The 18,485-nt window shown below is 60.5% G+C and carries 16 protein-coding genes; 3 read left to right on the forward strand and 13 right to left on the reverse strand.

The window, feature by feature from the left end; genetic code table 11:
* From ACMHLQ_RS08775 to ACMHLQ_RS08815, 9 genes are all read right to left on the reverse strand, one after another.
* Positions 1-1,278 (reverse strand): c-type cytochrome, encoded by a 1,278-nt coding sequence (locus tag ACMHLQ_RS08775; RefSeq protein ID WP_415404395.1) that lies wholly within the window; start codon positions 1,276-1,278, stop codon positions 1-3.
* Entirely contained in the window at positions 1,262-2,524 is a 1,263-nt protein-coding gene (soxC, locus tag ACMHLQ_RS08780; RefSeq protein ID WP_415404396.1) for a sulfite dehydrogenase, read from the reverse strand. Before soxC ends, ACMHLQ_RS08775 begins: the two co-directional genes overlap by 17 nt.
* Before the next feature lie 18 nt (positions 2,525-2,542).
* Positions 2,543-4,243 carry a thiosulfohydrolase SoxB gene (gene soxB / locus ACMHLQ_RS08785; RefSeq protein WP_415404397.1) on the reverse strand — a complete coding sequence of 567 codons (1,701 nt, stop codon included), beginning with the start codon at positions 4,241-4,243 and terminating at the stop codon, positions 2,543-2,545.
* A 91-nt stretch (positions 4,244-4,334) separates the two neighbouring features.
* The gene (gene soxA / locus ACMHLQ_RS08790; RefSeq protein ID WP_415404398.1) at positions 4,335-5,165 is read right to left on the reverse strand and encodes a sulfur oxidation c-type cytochrome SoxA; all 831 of its coding nucleotides are present in this window, start codon (positions 5,163-5,165) and stop codon (positions 4,335-4,337) included.
* A 52-nt stretch (positions 5,166-5,217) separates the two neighbouring features.
* Positions 5,218-5,547: a thiosulfate oxidation carrier complex protein SoxZ gene (soxZ, locus tag ACMHLQ_RS08795; protein ID WP_415404399.1), complete on the reverse strand. Its 330-nt coding sequence runs from the start codon at positions 5,545-5,547 to the stop codon at positions 5,218-5,220.
* 23 nt (positions 5,548-5,570) lie between these two features.
* Positions 5,571-5,993: a thiosulfate oxidation carrier protein SoxY gene (gene soxY, locus ACMHLQ_RS08800; RefSeq protein WP_415404400.1), complete on the reverse strand. Its 423-nt coding sequence runs from the start codon at positions 5,991-5,993 to the stop codon at positions 5,571-5,573.
* Between the two features lie 25 nt (positions 5,994-6,018).
* The gene (gene soxX, locus ACMHLQ_RS08805) at positions 6,019-6,474 is read right to left on the reverse strand and encodes a sulfur oxidation c-type cytochrome SoxX (RefSeq protein WP_415404401.1); all 456 of its coding nucleotides are present in this window, start codon (positions 6,472-6,474) and stop codon (positions 6,019-6,021) included.
* A gap of 155 nt (positions 6,475-6,629) precedes the next feature.
* Entirely contained in the window at positions 6,630-7,190 is a 561-nt protein-coding gene (locus ACMHLQ_RS08810; protein ID WP_415404402.1) for a SoxW family protein, read from the reverse strand.
* A 15-nt stretch (positions 7,191-7,205) separates the two neighbouring features.
* Positions 7,206-7,946 (reverse strand): cytochrome c biogenesis CcdA family protein, encoded by a 741-nt coding sequence (locus ACMHLQ_RS08815; protein WP_415404403.1) that lies wholly within the window; start codon positions 7,944-7,946, stop codon positions 7,206-7,208.
* Positions 7,947-8,025: 79 nt separating this feature from the next.
* On the opposite strand from ACMHLQ_RS08815, the gene ACMHLQ_RS08820 reads away from it, so the two are divergent.
* Genes ACMHLQ_RS08820 through ACMHLQ_RS08830 form a run of 3 tightly spaced genes read left to right on the forward strand, consistent with a single transcriptional unit; the run spans position 8,026 to position 9,882 of the window.
* Positions 8,026-8,394 (forward strand): hypothetical protein, encoded by a 369-nt coding sequence (locus tag ACMHLQ_RS08820; protein ID WP_415404404.1) that lies wholly within the window; start codon positions 8,026-8,028, stop codon positions 8,392-8,394.
* Positions 8,395-8,400: 6 nt separating this feature from the next.
* Positions 8,401-8,784: an ArsR/SmtB family transcription factor gene (locus tag ACMHLQ_RS08825; RefSeq protein WP_415404405.1), complete on the forward strand. Its 384-nt coding sequence runs from the start codon at positions 8,401-8,403 to the stop codon at positions 8,782-8,784.
* A gap of 42 nt (positions 8,785-8,826) precedes the next feature.
* Positions 8,827-9,882, forward strand: a complete 1,056-nt coding sequence (locus tag ACMHLQ_RS08830) for a YeeE/YedE family protein (RefSeq protein WP_415404406.1) — start codon at positions 8,827-8,829, stop codon at positions 9,880-9,882.
* A gap of 38 nt (positions 9,883-9,920) precedes the next feature.
* Here the strand turns inward: ACMHLQ_RS08830 and ACMHLQ_RS08835 are convergent, their stop codons facing one another.
* From ACMHLQ_RS08835 to ACMHLQ_RS08850, 4 genes are all read right to left on the reverse strand, one after another.
* Positions 9,921-10,628, reverse strand: a complete 708-nt coding sequence (locus ACMHLQ_RS08835) for a transporter substrate-binding domain-containing protein (RefSeq protein WP_415404407.1) — start codon at positions 10,626-10,628, stop codon at positions 9,921-9,923.
* A gap of 10 nt (positions 10,629-10,638) precedes the next feature.
* Entirely contained in the window at positions 10,639-11,238 is a 600-nt protein-coding gene (locus ACMHLQ_RS08840; RefSeq protein ID WP_415404408.1) for a short chain dehydrogenase, read from the reverse strand.
* A complete protein-coding gene (locus tag ACMHLQ_RS08845; protein ID WP_415404409.1) occupies positions 11,235-11,588 on the reverse strand; it encodes a MerR family transcriptional regulator in 354 nt (117 codons plus the stop codon). Before ACMHLQ_RS08845 ends, ACMHLQ_RS08840 begins: the two co-directional genes overlap by 4 nt.
* A 100-nt stretch (positions 11,589-11,688) precedes the next feature.
* Positions 11,689-18,435, reverse strand: a complete 6,747-nt coding sequence (locus ACMHLQ_RS08850) for a CHAT domain-containing protein (protein ID WP_415404410.1) — start codon at positions 18,433-18,435, stop codon at positions 11,689-11,691.
* Between the last annotated feature and the right edge of the window lie 50 nt (positions 18,436-18,485).

Consider the following 18,485-nt stretch of genomic DNA (forward strand, 5'->3'; position numbering starts at 1 on the left):
TTACTCCGCAAAGGTCTCGAGATAGGCCGTGATCGCGGTGAGGTCCTTGTCCTTCTTCAGGCCGGCAAAGGCCATTTTCGTGCCTTTCATGTAGGCCTTGGGCTTGGCAAGGAAGGCGGCAAGCGCTTCCGGCGTCCAGGTCCGCCCCTCGGCCCCTGCCGCGACAAATCCGTCCGAGTACTTGAAGCCATCCACGGCCCCCATCGTGCGCCCAAGAAGGCCGTTCAACTGTGGACCGGACTTGTTCCTGGCACCATCACCGACGGCGTGGCAGGCGGCACATTTCTTGAAAACCTTTTCGCCATGCGCCAGCACTTCGGGATCGACAGAGGCAACTTGTGTGGCCTCTGCGCCCGCCGTTTCTGCCGGGGCTGTGTCAGCGGTAAAGGTTGGCCCCTCGGTTGCGGCGGCGTGGTTCATCACCGACTCGCCGCCATCGTCGGGCGTCACGTCAAGGAAGGTCGCGCGCATCGTGATCGTCACGCTGTCCTTGCAGTTTTCCATGCAGGGTTCGACAGACCATTTCGCGTATTCCGTATCGGCCCTGTCGTCGATGATGAAACCATCCGCGTTGTACATTGCGAACTCGGCAAAATTCTCGTGGCTCAACTCGAACTCATCATCCACCAGATCATTGGAATAAAGGATGTAGGCCACGATGGCATATACCTCGTCATCGCTGAGCGTTTGGGCTGCACCAAACGGCATCGAACGGTGCACGTAATCCCAGACCGTGGACAGATATGGCCAGTAGGAGCCCACGGTTTTCACAGGATCCTTGTCGCCAAGCGTATCGAACCCGCCCGCAAGAACGGGCCAGTTATCCACGCCTTCGGCAAAGTCGCCGTGGCATGAGGCACAGGCATCGGCAAAGACTTCTTCGCCCGTAAACACGTCGCCGCGCCCTTCGGGCAAGCCGCGCCCGTCGGGCAGGATATCGACATCCCACGCGGCCACTTCTTCGGGGAGGGCGGCGCGGCCCAGGCCATAACGCCCCTCGATCTGCGGTGCAGGTTCGGCGACGGAACCACTTGTCACGCGCGCCGCAGCCGCGGCCTGGATCTCGGCCACCTTCAGTTCCAGTTCTGCCGCGCGGGCGGCTTCGGCATTCGCCTTGTCGGCCGCGGTGCTTGCCTGCGCGGAAACCTGATCGACCCGCGTTTCCAGCACCTCGATCTTGTCGCTGGCATAGTCGCGGTTCATCACGCCAAAGGCGACACCAAGGACAAGGGCGGTGCCGCCCAGCGCGGGAATAAGGAAATTAGGAGACTTCGACATTCTCGGCGATCCCTTGTGCGTTTACATACCAGGTCTGGATGCAGTTGTTGTGATAGACGGAGTTTTCACCGCGCTGTTCGCGCAGTTGCGCCTTGGTCGGCTGGACGTAACCGGTGTCATCCATGGCGCGGGATTGCAGCAGCATGTCGCTGCCGTCCCAATCTGTGTCGAGGTAGAAACGCGTCAGCGCCTTTGTATCGCCTTGCTTGCCCAAACGCGCGGTTTCCCATGTGATGCCGCCATCCTTGGACACGTCCACGCGCGTGATCTGGCCGTGGCCCGACCAGGCGAGACCGGAAATGACCATCGGCCCCGGACCATGTCCCACGGGCGATTGCGGGCTTGGGGTGGTGATGACCGATTTGGCATCCATCACCCATGTCCATTTACGGGCCGTGCCGTCCTCAAGAACATCCGTGTACTTCGACGTCTCTTCGCGGCTTTCGACGGCGGCATCGGTCACTTCGATGCGGCGCAGCCACTTGACCCACATGTTGCCTTCCCATCCCGGCACGACGAGGCGCACCGGATACCCGTGCTCCATACGCAAAGCCTCGCCATTGGCCTTGAACGCGACAAGCACGTCGTCCAAGGCTTTTTCCATCGGGATCGAGCGGCCATTTGATGACGCATCCGCGCCTTCAACATAGACCCATTTGTCGGGCGAGATGTCTGCGCCCGCCTCTTGCAGCAGGGTGCGCAGCGGCACGCCGGTGTATTCCATGTTGTGGATCATGCCGTGGGTGAACTGCACACCGTTCAACTGTGCGCCCGCCCATTCCATGCCCGTATTGGCCGCGCATTCGCAGAAATAGACGTGGTTTTCACGCGGGAACCGTTCGAGGTCGGCATAGGTAAAGACCAGCGGTTGATCGACCAACCCGTTGATCATCAGGCGAAAGTCCTGCTTGGACAGTTCGATCGCGCCTGAGTGATGCCGCTCGAACGCGCAGCCCTGCGGGGTGATCGTGCCGTCCAGTGCATGGATCGGGGTAAAGTTGATGGACGAGATCGGCGAGGCGGTCAACCACTCCACGTTGCGGCGGACCACATCACTTTCGAAGCTGATGGGCAAGCCATAGGGTGTTTCATCGACACCCGCGCCCGTGTAGGTCGCCCAGTCCTGCAATTCGGTGATCAGCGGGTCGGGTCCGTTCGCCGACGCGGTCCCTGCAACGGTGCCTGCAGCCACGGCTGCACTGCCGCGTAGGAAGGCCCGTCGGGATGGTTTGAACATATCATCCATGTCTGAGGTTTCCCTTTTCTATACGCCTGTGACGACGACGCTGTTGTTGTCCTGGTTGACCGTGACGGTGCCCATTTTGCGGATGTGGTTTTCGACCACGTCCCAGATTTGCGGCCCTTCGGTATCTTCGTTGACCGATGCCCACCCCGCGACGGTGTATGCGTGTGCCGGGTCAATGGCCTCGCCCGTCTTGAGCAGGGTCATCTCGCTGATGCGGCTGCCTTGCGGCTGGCTGACGTCGATGCGGTAGCCCAGCCCGCCGGTGCGCACCATGTCGCCGCCCTGCTGGTAATAGGGGTCGGGGTTGAAGATGTTGTCGGCCACATCCTCAAGCACGACCTTGAGAAATTCGCCCGTCATTTCCGTGCGGTAGGCTTTGCCATAGGTCATGGAGGTGACGTTGAAGATATCCTCGCGCGTGATGTCCTGACCGGGGATCAGGGAGGGGCCCCAGCGCACGCCGGGGCTCAGCGCGATCTCCGCGTCGCGCTCACTCAGCAGCGCGTCGCAGATCAAATCGTCCCACGTGCCGTTGAAGTTGCCGCGACGATAGAGAAGGCTGTCGGTCTGACCGATGACCTCGCTCAGTTCGGCCTCGAATGGCGCACGTTCTGCGTCAATCAACGCGGCCATGTCGGCGTCGGGTTCTATCACGTCCGAGAAGATGGGGATCAGTTTCGAGCGATACCCCATCATGCGCCCGTCGCGGATGTCGAGGTCGATCCGCGTCACGAACTTTCCGTTGGACCCGGACGGGAAAATCAACGTCTCGCCAGACAGGACGGGTTCGGGCAGCGCGTCATGGGTGTGGCCCGACAGGATCACGTCGATGCCGCTGACGACCGTTGCCATCTTCTTGTCGACGTCAAAGCCGTTGTGGCTGAGGACGACAACACATTCAGCCCCTGCAGCACGAACCTCATCCACCATGGCCTGCATGTTCTCGTCCCGGATGCCGAAAGCGTATTCCGGGAACATCCAGCCGGGATTGGCGATGGGCATGTAGGGAAACGCCTGCCCGATCACGGCGATCTTGGTGCCGCCACGCTCGAACATCTTGTAGGGCGGGAACAGTTCGGTCGGTTCGTCCCATTCGACGTCGAATATGTTCTGGCCAAGGGCTGCAAATGGCAGGCTTTCGACCAGTTCGTTCACACGGTCAGATCCCAGCGTGAATTCCCAGTGGAACGTCATCGCGTCCGGTTCCAGCGCGTTCATGACGTTGACCATGTCCTGGCCTTGCGTCTTGAGGCAGGTGTAAGAGCCGTGCCATGTATCGCCCCCATCCAGCAGGATCGCGTCAGGGCGGTCAGCGCGAATTGCATTGATGACCGTTGCCACACGGTCCAACCCGCCGACGCGCCCATAGCCTTGTGCAAGAGCTGAGAAGTCACCCGAGCTCAACGCGTAGTGGCTGGGGCTGCCATCCGCGATGCCATAGAGTTTGCGAAAATCAGCGCCGGTGACATGGGGCACCGCCCCCTTGTTGGCGCCGACCCCGATGTTCACCGACGGCTCGCGGAAATAGATGGGTTTGAGTTGGGCGTGGATGTCCGTGATGTGGATCAGCGACACATTTCCGAATGTGTCGAACTGCAACAACTGGTCCTGCGTCAGCGACTGTTGCGCCGCCAGCCGCGCCCAGTTGCCAAAACCCGAGGTTCCCAAAAGGGCCGAAGCCGCCATGCCAACCTGAAGAATGTCACGCCGCGAGATCATGTGTGATCAATCCCTTAATACATATGCGTATGTTTGAATTTATACGCGAGAAATTGGCCCCGCACCCATGGGTACGAGGCCACGTTACAGATCAGTTGCGGACGGAAGGTGTCTCGATCGACAACCCTTGGCCGCGCGACGCCAGATAAAGCTCAAGCGCCTTGAACTCATCCCCGCCTTCCTTGAACGGCGTGGCGCGGATGTTTTTCATGCACCCTTTGAAGCGTCCGTGGATGGAGTTCAGCTTGGCATTCTTCAGGCGGTAGGTCGGAAACCCGTTGATCTGGCCCTGGCTCAGGTGATCCGCGCGGATCATCACACCATAATTGTCCTCGTGACAATTCGAGCAGGACATATCCAACTGGCCGACGCGGGTGTAGTAGAGTTCCTTGCCCTGCTCCCAGAACGGGGCTGCGTCACCGTCGATGGCCACGTCCATCGGCATGCCGCGCGACTGCAAACCGATCAGCGCCGTTACGGCCGTCATCTGACCACCCGACCACTTCCAGGGCTCCGCGCCCATACGCTCGGTCCGGCAATCGTTCACCAGGTTTTCCACGGTCACCAGTTCGCCGTCTTGCACCCGGGGCAGCTGCGTGCGCAGCCCCGCGAAGTCCTCGACATTCTCGTGGCACGACGAACAGGCCTTGCCCTCCGTCCCGTCCACTTTGTCGAACAGATCAATGCCCTGATCGACAAACACAAAGGCCGGGTTGTCGAAATCGTCGGTTTCCAGCGCCTGTGTTTCGCCGGAACGGAAGCGCCATCCCGAATAGATCGTGTCCACATTCTCCATGTGTGCAGGTGCTGACGTCTCAGTGACAAAGGACTGACCTTCGATGGTGAGCGTGTTGCTGTCTTGGGCAAAGGCAGCGCCGGCAAAGCCGACGACCGCCAGAGTCATCCATGGTTTCATGTTCATTTTGGTCCCTCCCTGGCTGACCCGGACCGGGTCTGGCTGGATCGTGTCGCTCTTAGGAGACTTCGATCTTCTTGCTTGTGTCGTAGACAGACCCGTCGTCGTCATACCACGTGAACTTGAACTCGCCCGTTTCCGGCACGACGGCCTCGAACTGGAAGTAAGGGTTGGTCGAAATCGCGGGTTCCAGCGTCACGTCGATCACGTTCTCGCCGTTGAAGTCGGCGGTAAAGCGATTGATGATCGAACGAGGGATGACGTTGCCATCATCGTCCTTGCGCTGACCGCTTTCCATCTTGTGGCTGATCAGGGTCTTGATCGTGATCGTGTCGCCAGCAGCCGCCGATTTGGGGACCTTGACGCGGGGTTTCACACCAGATGCCATGTTGTTTCTCCTCGTCTATCTGATCAGCCGCCGCAGCCGCCGATGGTCACTTTTACGTTGGCCGATGCCTTCTGGAACGACCCGTCTTCCATCTGCGCGATGGCGACGACGTTCTGAGTGGTAGCCAGACGGATGCGTGTGGATGCGCTGCGCGATGCGCTCAGCGGGCCGAACGTGAACGTGGCCACGTTGGGCACGGGGTTGCCATCGGCAAACAGCGTGATGGCGACCGCGCCTGGGACGCTCACCTCGACCGGAACAGTATTGCCATTTTCGGCGATCTCAGGCGCGGTCAGTGTAATCGCCCCTTCGCCAAGCGTCGCACCGCCGGTCAGCTCCGTGATTGCGTCATCGGTCAGCGATGCGAACGCAGGCAGCGAGCCCATCGCCGTCGCCGCCATGCCTGCCGAACTCAGGATCAGCAGATTGCGCCGTGTCAGTTTCATGTCATTTCTCCTCGATCGAGTGATATCACTGCTCTTTGAGCGTCAGCAGGTATGCGACGACATCCTCGACCTGCTGTGCGGTCAGAATGCTCTTGCCTGCGAAGTCGTCCAGCGGGCGGGCATAGCCTGCGTCGATGTAGAACGCCGGCATGATGGTCCCCTCGAACATCATCTTCGAGTTGGTGACGATGCCGCGCAGTTCAGCTTGGGTCCAACGCTCTCCAACACCGTCCATGGGCGGGCCGACTTCACCGTGAAACCCTTCTTCAGCCAGATCGGCGTTCATGTGACAGGCCAGGCAATTGCCCTGCTTGCGATTGGCGAACACCTTGCGCCCCTCGACCGGATCCCCGGCCTTGGACGTCAGGGCTTGCTCGACGGTTCCATCCACGAACGTGACGGCTGTCGGCTTGACCTCGTCCGCGATAGCGGTCGATGCGCTGATTGCCGCGGCTACGGCCAGTCCAAATGCGTATTTCATGCACCCTCCCTTGGACGATTCTTGTTGGTCCTTGCGGGTACACTACTGTACACATTTGCGATCACGCAACATCAAATTCAACTACATGAATTTTTGTATTTGTTTGCATGCGCAGCATTCCAAGCAACAATCATCTTGCACATGCAGCGACGTCGCTAGCCCTTCTGCGCCTCGAATTTGCGCGCGTGGTACTTCTGGAACGGCTCATCGCCCTCATATCCCTTTTCCACCACCCAGTTGAGCATGTTGAACGTGGTCCAGCGGCCAAAGGCACCGGGCATGGTCGCAACAGCCGCCTGAACGGCAGTGGTGTCATCGCCGACATCTTCCGGGAAAAAGTAGATGCTGGGCGTAAACAGGGCACCCCAGCGCTTGACCATCTCCTTTTCCGGCAATGCGGTGCCGTCGAAATCGGTGACTTCCACGTCTCCGAACATGTTGATCTGCACGACAAAGAAATTGTCCTCGATGAATTGCGCGATCTCGGGGATGACCAGCACCTCTTCGTGCATCTTCTTGCAGTAGATGCAGCCGCGCTGTTCGACCATGATCATCAGGCGTTTGCCTTCGGCATTGGCCTCGCCTAGGTCTTCGGTCAGGTCTTTGAATGTATCCCGCATCCACGGCGCCTTGTGCAGGCCGTCATCCCCCAACTCGGCAGCGGCCAGAGGCACGGCGACACAAAGTGCAGTCAAAAGAGCAAACAGGCGAAACATGATATCCTCCCAAGGTTATCCAATGGCGCTGAACCACGGAATGTGCTCCAGCATCCATTGCGCGATGTAGTTGATGGAATTGGTGGCGATGAGAACGCCAAACAGGATCAGCAGCGCCCCCATGGCCTTTTCGATCAGGCCGAGGTGGCGGCGAAACCGTGCCATCCAGGACATGAATGGGCCAATGAACAGGGCCGCCACCACAAAGGGCAGTGTCATGCCCAGGCCATAGACGAACAACAGGCTGGCCCCTTGCGCGGCCGTGTCCTGTCCTGCGGCGGTGAACAGAATGGCGGCCAGCACCGGCCCGACGCAGGGCGTCCATCCAAATGCAAAGGCAAGTCCGATGACATAGGCGCCAAACAGACCCACATTCGACGTGTTCCCGGCGTCTGCCCGGAACTGGCGGTACAGGAACCCGATGCGCAGCACGCCCAGAAAATGCAGACCCATCGCGATGATGATGGCCGCGGCGACCCAGCGCAGGATGTCGAAATACTCCCGCACCGCCTGACCAAAGGCTGTCGCCGTTGCGCCCAGCCCCATGAACACGGTGATCACGCCCAAGGCAAAGCAGCACGCTGCCAGAACGGCCCGCAAGCGGACCGAACCCGATATCTGTGCCTCTGCTGAAATCTGGTTCATGCCCACCCCGGCCAGATAGCTGAGGTAGAAGGGCACGATAGGCAGGATGCACGGTGACAAAAAAGACAGCAACCCGGCCAGCAAAGCGCCCAAATATGTGACGTCAAACATGTCCGAGCGGCTCCTTGCCTTGAGATATTCAAACATTAGATTATGATGAAAGATGAAAAGACGTCAATCGGAGGGGCCAGTGAAGGTTCTGCGCGTGATACTGCTGGCCACCCTTGCTTGGGCGCCGTTGCCTGCATTGGCGGATACATATCTGCTGATGGCGGAAGAGGACGGATGTTACTGGTGTGCCAAGTGGAACGAAGAGATCGCGCACATCTATCCCAAAACGGCAGAGGGCAGGACGGCCCCCTTGCAGCGCTATAACCTGCACAGCGAAACGCCGGACGTTGCTTTTGGCAAGCGGGTGCATTTTACCCCCACGTTCATCCTAGTCGAGGATGGCACGGAAGTTGGCCGCATCGAGGGATACCCGGGCCAGGATTTCTTTTGGGGCCTGCTCACGATGATGTTTGAACGCGCCAACATCCCCTTGGACAAGACAGGTTAAATAGGTATGACACTCGACGTGACCTCAGAGCTTGATAACTCCATCGACACGCCTTCGCGCTTGCCGGTTTTCGACGCCAACATGTGTGCCGAGGACATGGACAAGATGATGCGCAACGCGCAAGCGGCGTCAAACTTTCTCAAGGCGATCAGCCATGAGGGGCGATTGATGATCCTGTGTCATCTCGCGTCCGGGGAAAAATCGGTGACCGAGCTTGAGGACTTGCTGTCTGCGCGCCAGGCCGCCGTGTCCCAGCAACTGTCGCGTCTGCGTCTTGAAGGGCTGGTCAAACCCCGGCGGGACGGCAAGGCGATTTACTACAGCTTGACAGATGACCGCCCGAAGCAAATCATGGAAGTGGTCTACGACCTGTTCTGCAGGGAAGACTGACCGATCACCTCGCCAGCGATCGGTCTTCGGGAGGAAGCCGACATGCTGGAAACGCTTGGAGAAGCCAACACCGTTGCTTTGATTGGTCTTTTGGGTGGTATCGCCCTGGGGCTTGCGGCACGTATTGGCAGATTTTGCACGCTGGGTGCGATCGAAGATATCCTGTACGGATCCGATGACAGACGCATGCGTATGTGGGCAATTGCCATCGGCGTTGCCATCATCGGCACGCATGTTTCCATGCACGTGGGATGGTTCGATGCAACGCAATCGGCCTATCTGGATCGCGTCTGGAACCCGCTTGGCACCATCGTGGGCGGCTTGCTGTTCGGCTATGGCATGGCGCTCAGCGGCAACTGCGGTTACGGCGCGCTGGCGCGTTTGGGCGGCGGTGATTTGCGATCTTTCCTGATCGTGATCGTCATGGGCCTGTCCGCCTATTTCGTGATGTCCGGCCCGCTTGCCCACCTGCGTGTCTGGCTGTTTCCAGCCGAAACGGGGGCCACACATCCCCAGGGCGTCAGCCAACTGCTTGAGGGCAGCCTGGGCGTTACGCCGCTGATCACAGGACTTGTCGTGGGGCTTGGTATCATCGCCGCGGGATTGGGCAGCGCCGAGATGCGCAGATCGCCAAAACACATCTTTTGGGGATGCGTTGTCGGGCTGGCCGTCGTGTCGGGCTGGATCGGCACGTATTGGGTGACAACAACCGGGTTCGAGCCGGAACCGATTGAAACGCACAGCTTCGTCGCCCCCATCGGCGACACGCTTATCTATGTCATGACAGCCTCGGGAAACACGCTGTCCTTCAGTGTCGGGTCCGTCGTTGGCGTCATGCTGGGGGCCGCCCTTGGATCATATTCCAAGGGCCATTTCAGATGGGAAGCCTGCGATGATCCCCGCGAATTGCGCCGCCAGATCGGTGGGGCCGCGCTGATGGGGCCGGGCGCGATTCTGGCCGTCGGATGCAGCGTCGGGCAAGGTGTCTCTGCATTCTCAACACTTGCCTACAGCGCGCCAGTCGCCTTTGTGGCGATTTTCATCGGTGCGACGTTCGGCCTGAAACAGTTGATCACCGGATTTTCGCCCGCTGAATGAGATTGCTGATCAGCGCAAGCCCATGGCAGATCCGTTTGTCAAACGACAAGATCAATGTCTTTGTCCGAAAACCCGAACGTTTTCATGGTCTTGCGATGCTCATGCCCACCAAGAAAGGCATCCAGAACTTCATCCACAGCATTCCTGAAGGCCGTATCTGCCGTCGGAAATCCAAAACAGCCAAAGGCGGGCGGTTTCTCTGACACGGGAACCACAACTGTCTGCAAACCCGGCGCGCGACTGTGTTCCAGATACCCGTCATGCGCACGCGCGACACTGGCATAGGCGTCCGCCCGCCCGTCATGCACGGCGCGCGTAGCCTCCAGATAGGTGTCACACACCACAATCCGGTCCGGCGGCACGCCAAACTCAAGCGCTGTCATATGCTGGAACTGGTCGCGGATCACTGCCAGCGTCAGCGTGTCATCATCCGCCAGACTGCGATAGCCGGTGATACGCCCCACATCTGCCGATCTCACCAGCACGCCATCAGGCAAGGCCCAAATGGGGCGGCTGAAGATGGCGTGTCTGCGTCGATCCTGCGTCGCAAACAGGCCGGTCGTCATCTGCCATGTGCCAAGTGTGAGACCGGGCAGAAGGTCCGCAAACTCCGCTTCGACAAAGGTGATGTCTGCCACACCCAGTTCACGCAGGACGTACCGCGCCAGTTCAACGTCACAGCCCGTGACAAGGCCCGCATGATCGTGAAAGTTGAACGGCGGCTCGATCAGATAGGCGATTTTCACGGCTGTAACCTCATTCCGCGATCACGACTTGGCCGGTCATGGCTCCCTCGACACATTTGACAAAGGCGCGGCCCACGCGCGCCGATGAAACACGCTCATGCCCTGGGAAAAAAGCGCCATAGCGCGCCTCGGACTCTTCAAGCAGACCAGGGCTGACAACGTTGATGCGCGCACCTGCGGGCATTTCAATCGCGGCGCCTTTGACGAAACCGGCCAAGGCCGCGTTCGCCGTGGCCGCCCCAACCCCCGTGACGATGGGATCACGGTCCAGAACACCGCTGGTCAATGTAAACGATCCGGCACCTGAAACCCGGCGCAGCCCGGCAAGCACAAGGTTGATCTGGCCCATGACCTTGTTTTCAAGGCCGAGCATAAAGGTCTCTTCGGTGAACTCTGCAAGAGGCGCGAAGTGTACGTTACCTGCCGTGGACGCCACGGCATCGAATGCCCCAACCGCATCATACATCGCCTCGATCGAACGCCTGTCGCCAATATCAACCGTGACATCCGCGCCATGACGACCTGCGTGCACGACGTCGTGGTGTGGTGACAGGGCAGCGTATGCTGCCTGCCCGACGTCGCCCGAGGCCCCAACCAGAATGATTTTCATCGCAAATACTCATCGTAGATTTCGAGTTTTCGGTTCAGGATCGCGGCGCATCGATCCAGATCACTGCGCCGCTGCGCAAGCCGTTCCGCGTGATCCAGCAGGATCGCCTTGCGCCCCTCGATGGTACTATCCCCTTGGGCATAGAGCGCTGCAAACTGCCGCATGACCCGCATCGGCATACCCGTCTCTCGCAGCCAATAGAGCAGCGTGAGCCAGTCGACATTCTCGCGCGAGAATGCACGCTGCCCATCTGCACCCCGCATCACCTTGGGCACGAGGCCCTCGGCCTCGTAGTAGCGAATTGTATCGACCCCAAGCCCGCTTTCCGCCGCTGCCTCTGAAATGCGCATGACTGCTCCCTTCTCATAGCAAGGGCATACCGGCCTCGAGTAACTCCAGGTCAAGAAGAATTTGGCACGACGTTCGGTGTGGCGGACCACCGGTGCCCGTTCAGGGTTGTCCAAAAATGACGGCAGAGGCCCAGAAGGCAGGGTTCGCCGTGGGTCCGCCCGCCGCAATCATGTCCCGTTGCGCCTTGCCCAGGGCGGCCGCGTTCGAACTGCCCAGCATCTTTTCTTCGTAGAATGCTTCGGCGAGGGTCCGTGCGGCCAGATCATCGACCTGCCACAGCGTTGCGACCACCGCAGGGGCCCCGGCATGTGCAAAGGCATGGGCGATGGTGCGGTACTCCAGCCCGTCCCGTCCCAAACCGCTTTCGCAGGCAGACAGAAAGACAAGTTCGGCATCCTGCATCGGCAAAGTCATGATCTGGGGAATGCTCATGCGCCGATTGTCGGCCATCAGCAGATAACTGTCTTTGGGCGACAGGTGGTCCAGCTTGCCATGGGTCGCTAGATGAATGAACCGGGCATCCTGCGCATAGCTGACCAATTCATCGTAGGTGGCCTCGTCCCCGATCCGCAATTCGACCAGATCATCCGACAGGATGTCGGCAATTGCCTTGGCCTCGATACGTGCATTTGCCAGCGACCCATCGGGATCGCCGAACACAACATGCGAGGCCGCGAATGACGGACCGGCATCTATGATCATGTCCAACGCATAGAGGCTGGGGGCGGACACGATATCAAAGCGCTCGATCGCATATTCGGGTGTTGCCGTTTCCGCGTCTCGCACCAGTGCTGAAAACGGCAGATAGGCGAGGTTTCCAGTCTGTGACACAACCAAAGTCACGCCTGTCGGGATCGAATGCTCGATGGGTCGCAACAACTGGTCATAAAGCCAGGCCAGCGCTTGCGTCGTTTCATCTTCGGCGCCGGCCAGCACGCCCTCCAACCCGGTTGCGGCGTTGGGATCAGCACCCGGCTCTGCGCTATCGGCCACTTCAAAGAACCGGGTCTTGCCCAGCGCGTCCCTCGCGATCCGTTCTGTCACAAACTGCGTCACGCGCTCGAGCATGGCCGCATCCACAGCAATCTCCTTGAGTTCTGCGCCGTCGCGGCTGACCAGATTGATGTAAAGCGTATCCTTGCCCGGCAGGTACTGCGCGATCACCACATCTTCGGGCAACTTGCGGCCAAGCGCGCGCAAATCCAGCGGGTTCAGTTGCAGCATGCTGAACACCAGCGGCTCGTCCCGCTCGAGCTTGGCCAATAGGGCGAGGTCACGCTGCTGCGCGCGGATCACCTTCTTTTCCAGATCGCGCACGGGCCTGCCCGCATCCAGGGCCGTCGAAAGCTGACCCTCCAGTTCCGCCAGTTTCTGGCGCGTCTTGCGGAACGCCTCTGTCAGCCGTTTGGCATCGCTGTCCTCTGGCAAGGCTTCAAGCAGGATGTCGTTCACCTCGCCCATGCGATCCCGTTCCAGTGCGCCAAAGGCAAAGTCACTGCGCTGCTCCGAGATCAGGAAAGATTCCGGCCCGGCGCCGCTGGGGTCATAGACGGTCAGCCCTGCATCGGTGCCGATGTAGATGCGGCCCTGCGCATCCGTCTGGATGGCGTGCACTGTTCTGGACCCGTAATTGGCTGCCGAATGATCGGGCAGCATCCAGTTCAACCGATCCGGGTAAAACCACGTGTTCCCCTGAAGGGCGACAACACCGCCGACGCTGCCAAACAGCCACACATCATCGCCAAGCGGCGCACCTTCGGTGCCCAGATACAGCGCAGGCAGCCGGTCACGCAGAGCGAGGTAGGACGCGTCGTCCGACTGGTCGAACTCGTCGAGAGTCTCTGCGGTGAGGCGCGCAAATCCGCCCGCTGTGCCGACAATCGAAGTGTCGTCACCCATTGGAGTCGCACTGGTCAGGAACCAGCTGCCCAACACATCCAGCGTGCTGGGGCGAAATCCTGTGCCCGTGAATTCAAACAACCCGCCATGCATGCGTTTGGAGTTGTGATTGCGGTGCTCTTCGTTGGAGGCAACGACCAGAATGCGCCCATCCGGGGCTTCGTGTACGGCAAACAGCATGTCCGAGCGGAAGGGGGCAGTCGCCTCATCCAGGTAGATGGAATACTCCGTCACGCCTCCCTCTGCGCGCCACTGGAACACGCTGGCGCCAGCCACCGCCCATATCGAACCATCTGATGCCGCTAGCAGATCGCTCAGAGCAGCCTGGTCAAGATCATCGGGCAAGGTCTGGGTGACGGCAAACAGCTCTTGCGGCTCGACCGCGCCGCGGGCAAAGCGCAAAACGGTCTGCCCATCATGGGTGACGATGGCCCCATCGGGTGCCTGTTCGAGCACGCGCGCGCGTGCCCCCGAAAACCGGAGAGGATCGGCATGGGGTGCATCATGATCGACCGTCATGATCTCGGTGCCTGTCGCGATGAACGTGGTTGCAATGACGGGGTCGGACAACAGGTCGTGGACACGCCCAATATCGGCATAAGCCGCCTCGCCACGCACGACGGCGGCGACGCCCTCGGTCGTGATCATGAACAGGCGCCCATCCCGTTCGTCCGCGGCCGTGATCCCCACAGGCCTGTCCGACTGGGGCTGCTTGAACTGCTCAAACCCGCCATGTTGCATGACCGACCCGCCAAGATCGGTCAGCACGGCCAGCGCGGAAGCATCGGCTGAGATGTCGACAACGGCCAACCCGAACGGGTCGTCATTGGCGGCAATCGTTTCCTGACCCGCAACGCGGTCCAGCGTGAATGCCCCGCTCCTCACATCTGTGATAGGCACACGCTGTAATGTCTTGCCACTCAGCACAAAGATCGCAGCGCCATCGGGGCCAAGACGCGCATCCTGCACCTGCGCGTTCAGTATCTCGATGCGTTTGTCGCCCTCTTGCAACCACAGCGCCGTGCGCCCGATGGCCAGCACGCCCGTGCCCGCGTCCCGCAGCTTTGCCACCGGGTCCGAGGACGCGATCCGCGCCGCCAGCGTTTCGGTGTCGATCAGGGACAGCCCTGCACCACCACCGGCAGCAACAAAACCGTCATAGGCCGCGACCGCATCAATCGCACCGCTGATCATTTGGTCGCTGGCAGGCCGGAACGTGGTCGCCACAGCGCTATACCCCTCAGGCAGCATCACAAGCCCGGCGCGCGAGCCGACCCAAAGCCGCCCAGCCGCATCTTCGGTCAGGCTGGTCAGGTTGGACGCACCATCGATGTCGGCATAGTCCATGTTCGGCGTGAACCGCCCGACACGGCTGTCAAAGGCCAGCCATTCCCAATATCCGCGGCGCAGAACAGACAGACCCACATTCGAGGCGACAACAACATCGCCATTGGCCCGCACGAGAACGTCGCGCAGCCGCAAATCATCCGTATTCAACCCTTTGGGCACCACGTCTGCATGCGAGAATGTGCGCCAGAAGCCGGGATTGCTCAGGTGCGTCTCATCGATCCAGCCAGCATTGGACTGGGCGCGCAATGCGTTCTGGCGAACTTGTGCTTCCAGACGCGCTTGTGCGCCAACCAGATCGGGGTCTTGCGTCTGCAAACTGCGCACCCAGTCCTGCATGGCCGTCCATGTCTGCCAAGTCGGGCCTGCCAGGCCGTCCGGACGCGTCGCTGCCATCAAGGCGTGCCACTGGCGCACCGCCTCGATTGCGGTATCCGCCAGGGCCTGTGCGTCCGGTTGCGTTACATCGCGTGGATCAATGTCCTCACGTGCGCCGTCAAAGATGCTCTCGAGGTTGTAGCGCGCCTCGGATACATAAATCGGGTGATTGGCCCGGTTTGCCCCGAGGTATTGCGCCAGCGCCAACTGGCGTGCTGCAATGTGCGCATAGGTCGATCTGCTGTTGTCCATCGCAACGAACAATTGCGTTTCGAGGGCATCCAGCGCCGCATCGGGCATATCGAAACTGGTTGTCTTGCCGTTCTGGATGTCACGTATGGTCTGTGCGTGTTGCAACATCTCCTGAAAGGCCTGCGTGACAGCGATGGACACCTGGAACTCGCTTGTGTCCGGGTCCTGCACCTCGACCGTCACGCCTGTCGTTTCGCCATTTTCACTCCGCTGCACCCGCATCACACCCAGATCGCCGACCTGTATGTCCATCTGCCCGTCGGCACGGTAGGCAAAAACCAACTGCGGGTGGCCGCGCACGTGCAACCGCGTGACTTCCCGTTTCAGTCCGAGGGCATCCAGCGGTCCGTGCTCCATGTCGAGCACCCTTTCGCCGCCAATCGTCATCCCGGCAAGGTGGCCATCATCGGTGTAGTCAACCGCGCCCGCGAATGCGCCGATGCGAAAGGCAATCATCGCTCCGGATTGCGGGTGGTATTGGCGCATCTCTTCGATACCGTCGGGCGTCAGCGTCGTGACGGACATCGCGTCGAGATCCAGGCTTTTCAGGGTCGCCTGATCCTTGGCCGTGTTGCGGCGCGCATTTTCGAACCAATCGACATAGCGCTGCGAGGCCGAGATCGAGCGGGCGCTGTTATACTTGCTTTCAAAGTAGCGTTTGTGCGCGCCCAGAGCGCCGTAGGCGTATTCAATCTCTGCATCCAGATCGACATCCGCGTCCCAGCGCTTTGCCTCTTCCAGCGCGGCCAGGGCGACAACGGGCGATCCGCCCCATTTGTTCTGGCGCAAGGCAAATGACTTGAGCCGCGCACCATCGCGCGGGCGGCGCTGTGCATAGCGCGCAACGTGGATCATCCCGATATTCGACGAACTCAGGAACTGTCCGACATTGTTCTGAAGCATGGATATCTGCGCGTTCAGATCGTCAGGCCGCACCAGTGCCCGCGCGCGTGTCGCGGCACTTTGCGCCTTGGACGGTCCGCCATGTCCCAGCAAATAGGTGCGCATTTGCCAATAGGTCGGCTCGTCAAGGCCGAGGTCACGCGCCGTGTCGAGATCATCAAGGGCAGTACGAACATGGGTGAGGTCGTCGGCATGATCCGAGAAAAAGGCGCTGTCCGTGATGCGCGCGCGTTCATGATAGGCCTTGGCGATCTCTTCATCCGGCGCGCCCGCGGCCCGCATGTCTTTGATCCGTTTGCCAAGCAGCGACACGGCCGCGTTCCATGCGCCGGGATCGGCCTTAAACTGGTTGGCCGCCGCCTGAACAGATGGAAAGGCCAGCGTGGGCGCCTTGGACCGGGCCTGTTTCATGACAGGGCCGTCCAACCCCTTCAGCTTGATCAGCGTATCCCAGACCGACGCACGGTAAGGATACCTGTGTGCAAAGCTCTCAAGCAGGAAACGCGCATCGGACAACCGCTCCGCGGCCAGACCGTACTCCCGGATCCGCGCGATACGCCAGTCCGATGTGCTGTCGCGCAAGGTGACATCGCGGATCAGATCGAACGCCTTGTCATGCATACCGCCTGCATTCAGGCTCATCGCGATGTTGCCAAACACCCACGTGGCGTCAGGCAACGTGTCTTGCGCGGCCTCCAGAACCGCATCGACCTCTTCAAACCGCTCCAGCGCATGCAGGGCCGCGCGCCAGCCATTCAGAATGTTGCTGTTTGGCGCTCCGCCCGCGATGCGGTAGTCGGCGGCGAACGACACGGCCTCTTGATGGCGTCCTGCCGCGTTCAGGGACTGGATCATCTCACCGGCAGCATGAAAGTGTGTCGGGTCACGGATGAGTACCGGCCCCAGGATATCCACGCTGTCCTGTGCAAACCCTTCGCGGCGCAAGGTGACAGCCGTTTCCAAGCGGATCTGGTCACTGTCAGCATGCGCCGTTATCGCGGCCAGCCCATGGGCACGGGCGCGTCCGAATTCACCGGCATGACGCAAAACGCGTTGTGTTGCGATTGCGGCCCAGGCCTCCCGCCCATCCGCAGGATAGGCCCGTGCGGCCCACCCGCGCACGGTGGCCTCGGATGCATCGAAATCCAGTTGTGCCGCCTGTACCCGCGCGATGCGCTCGGGCGCATCTCGGAAAGGATAGACATCATCCTCTGTCTGAAACAGATCAAGCGCCGCGTCATGGCGTTTGAGCGTTTCGAACTGATAAGCCGCCCGACGCAACCCATTCGGGTCCCGTGGCGCATGGGCGAGCCACGCCTGCGCAGCGATGAGCGTTTCACCCGGTCCTGCGGTCGGATTTTCCAGCGCCCATCTAACCAACCGCTCCGCCGGAGCGCCCTTGATGCTGGGCGTCGCCGTAAGCCAGTCCAGAGTTTCGCCGGGCGCTTGCCTGCCCTTGTCAGCAACGGCGTAAACGGCCCCGAAATCGGACGGAAAAGCCGCCGCCAATCGCTGCAAGACCGCGCGGCACAGCGCAAGGGCATATGTATCACAGCTGGCATAGGCGATTTCGTAATCCGCCCAATATGTGGGTTGCTCCCGTGCCAGAGTCGCGCGTGGCATCTGCGCCAACAGATCAACGCGGCCCCGCTGAAGATGGCCAAACGCCTCGGCCTCAAAGGCGAGGACCGGGCGCAGGTCGGCAGGATAGTCGGGCTCTGCCCCGTCAACAAACGCGCCCAGCGCCCAGTGCGCGCTGACCCAGACATGACTGGCCCACGGATGTGGCGCGGGCTGACGCAAATCCTGTTCCGTTTCAGAGATCAGCGCGTCCAACTCCCCGCCCTGAAACATCCCGCTCCACCGCACAACCCGTTCATCGGCGGCGAGCGAGGTCACCCCGTCAAAAGCACCCTCCAGATCGCGCGCGGCCATCGGGGTGTATACCCCGTCCACCGAAACGGCGCCCGTCGGATCCGGTGGAAAATCATGGCCTTGGGCAAGTGCAGAGCCCGCAATCGAAACGACGCACACAAGGCTGAGAACGCGGGAAATATGCTTTAGCAACGAGAAGGTCCAATTCTAGAAATCAAAAAACGGGCGCCTCGCAAGACGCC

This window comes from Tateyamaria algicola, from assembly GCF_047715485.1.
Classification (GTDB): Bacteria; Pseudomonadota; Alphaproteobacteria; order Rhodobacterales; family Rhodobacteraceae; genus Tateyamaria.

Bases quoted from the DNA above. Each gene is read 5' to 3' on its own strand.
- ACMHLQ_RS08775 (WP_415404395.1), bottom strand. From the start codon at position 1,278: ATGTCGAAGTCTCCTAATTTCCTTATTCCCGCGCTGGGCGGCACCGCC.
- soxC (WP_415404396.1), bottom strand. From the start codon at position 2,524: ATGGATGATATGTTCAAACCATCCCGACGGGCCTTCCTACGCGGCAGT.
- soxB (WP_415404397.1), bottom strand. From the start codon at position 4,243: ATGATCTCGCGGCGTGACATTCTTCAGGTTGGCATGGCGGCTTCGGCC.
- soxA (WP_415404398.1), bottom strand. From the start codon at position 5,165: ATGAACATGAAACCATGGATGACTCTGGCGGTCGTCGGCTTTGCCGGC.
- soxZ (WP_415404399.1), bottom strand. From the start codon at position 5,547: ATGGCATCTGGTGTGAAACCCCGCGTCAAGGTCCCCAAATCGGCGGCT.
- soxY (WP_415404400.1), bottom strand. From the start codon at position 5,993: ATGAAACTGACACGGCGCAATCTGCTGATCCTGAGTTCGGCAGGCATG.
- soxX (WP_415404401.1), bottom strand. From the start codon at position 6,474: ATGAAATACGCATTTGGACTGGCCGTAGCCGCGGCAATCAGCGCATCG.
- ACMHLQ_RS08810 (WP_415404402.1), bottom strand. From the start codon at position 7,190: ATGTTTCGCCTGTTTGCTCTTTTGACTGCACTTTGTGTCGCCGTGCCT.
- ACMHLQ_RS08815 (WP_415404403.1), bottom strand. From the start codon at position 7,946: ATGTTTGACGTCACATATTTGGGCGCTTTGCTGGCCGGGTTGCTGTCT.
- ACMHLQ_RS08825 (WP_415404405.1), top strand. From the start codon at position 8,401: ATGACACTCGACGTGACCTCAGAGCTTGATAACTCCATCGACACGCCT.
- ACMHLQ_RS08830 (WP_415404406.1), top strand. From the start codon at position 8,827: ATGCTGGAAACGCTTGGAGAAGCCAACACCGTTGCTTTGATTGGTCTT.
- ACMHLQ_RS08840 (WP_415404408.1), bottom strand. From the start codon at position 11,238: ATGAAAATCATTCTGGTTGGGGCCTCGGGCGACGTCGGGCAGGCAGCA.
- ACMHLQ_RS08845 (WP_415404409.1), bottom strand. From the start codon at position 11,588: ATGCGCATTTCAGAGGCAGCGGCGGAAAGCGGGCTTGGGGTCGATACA.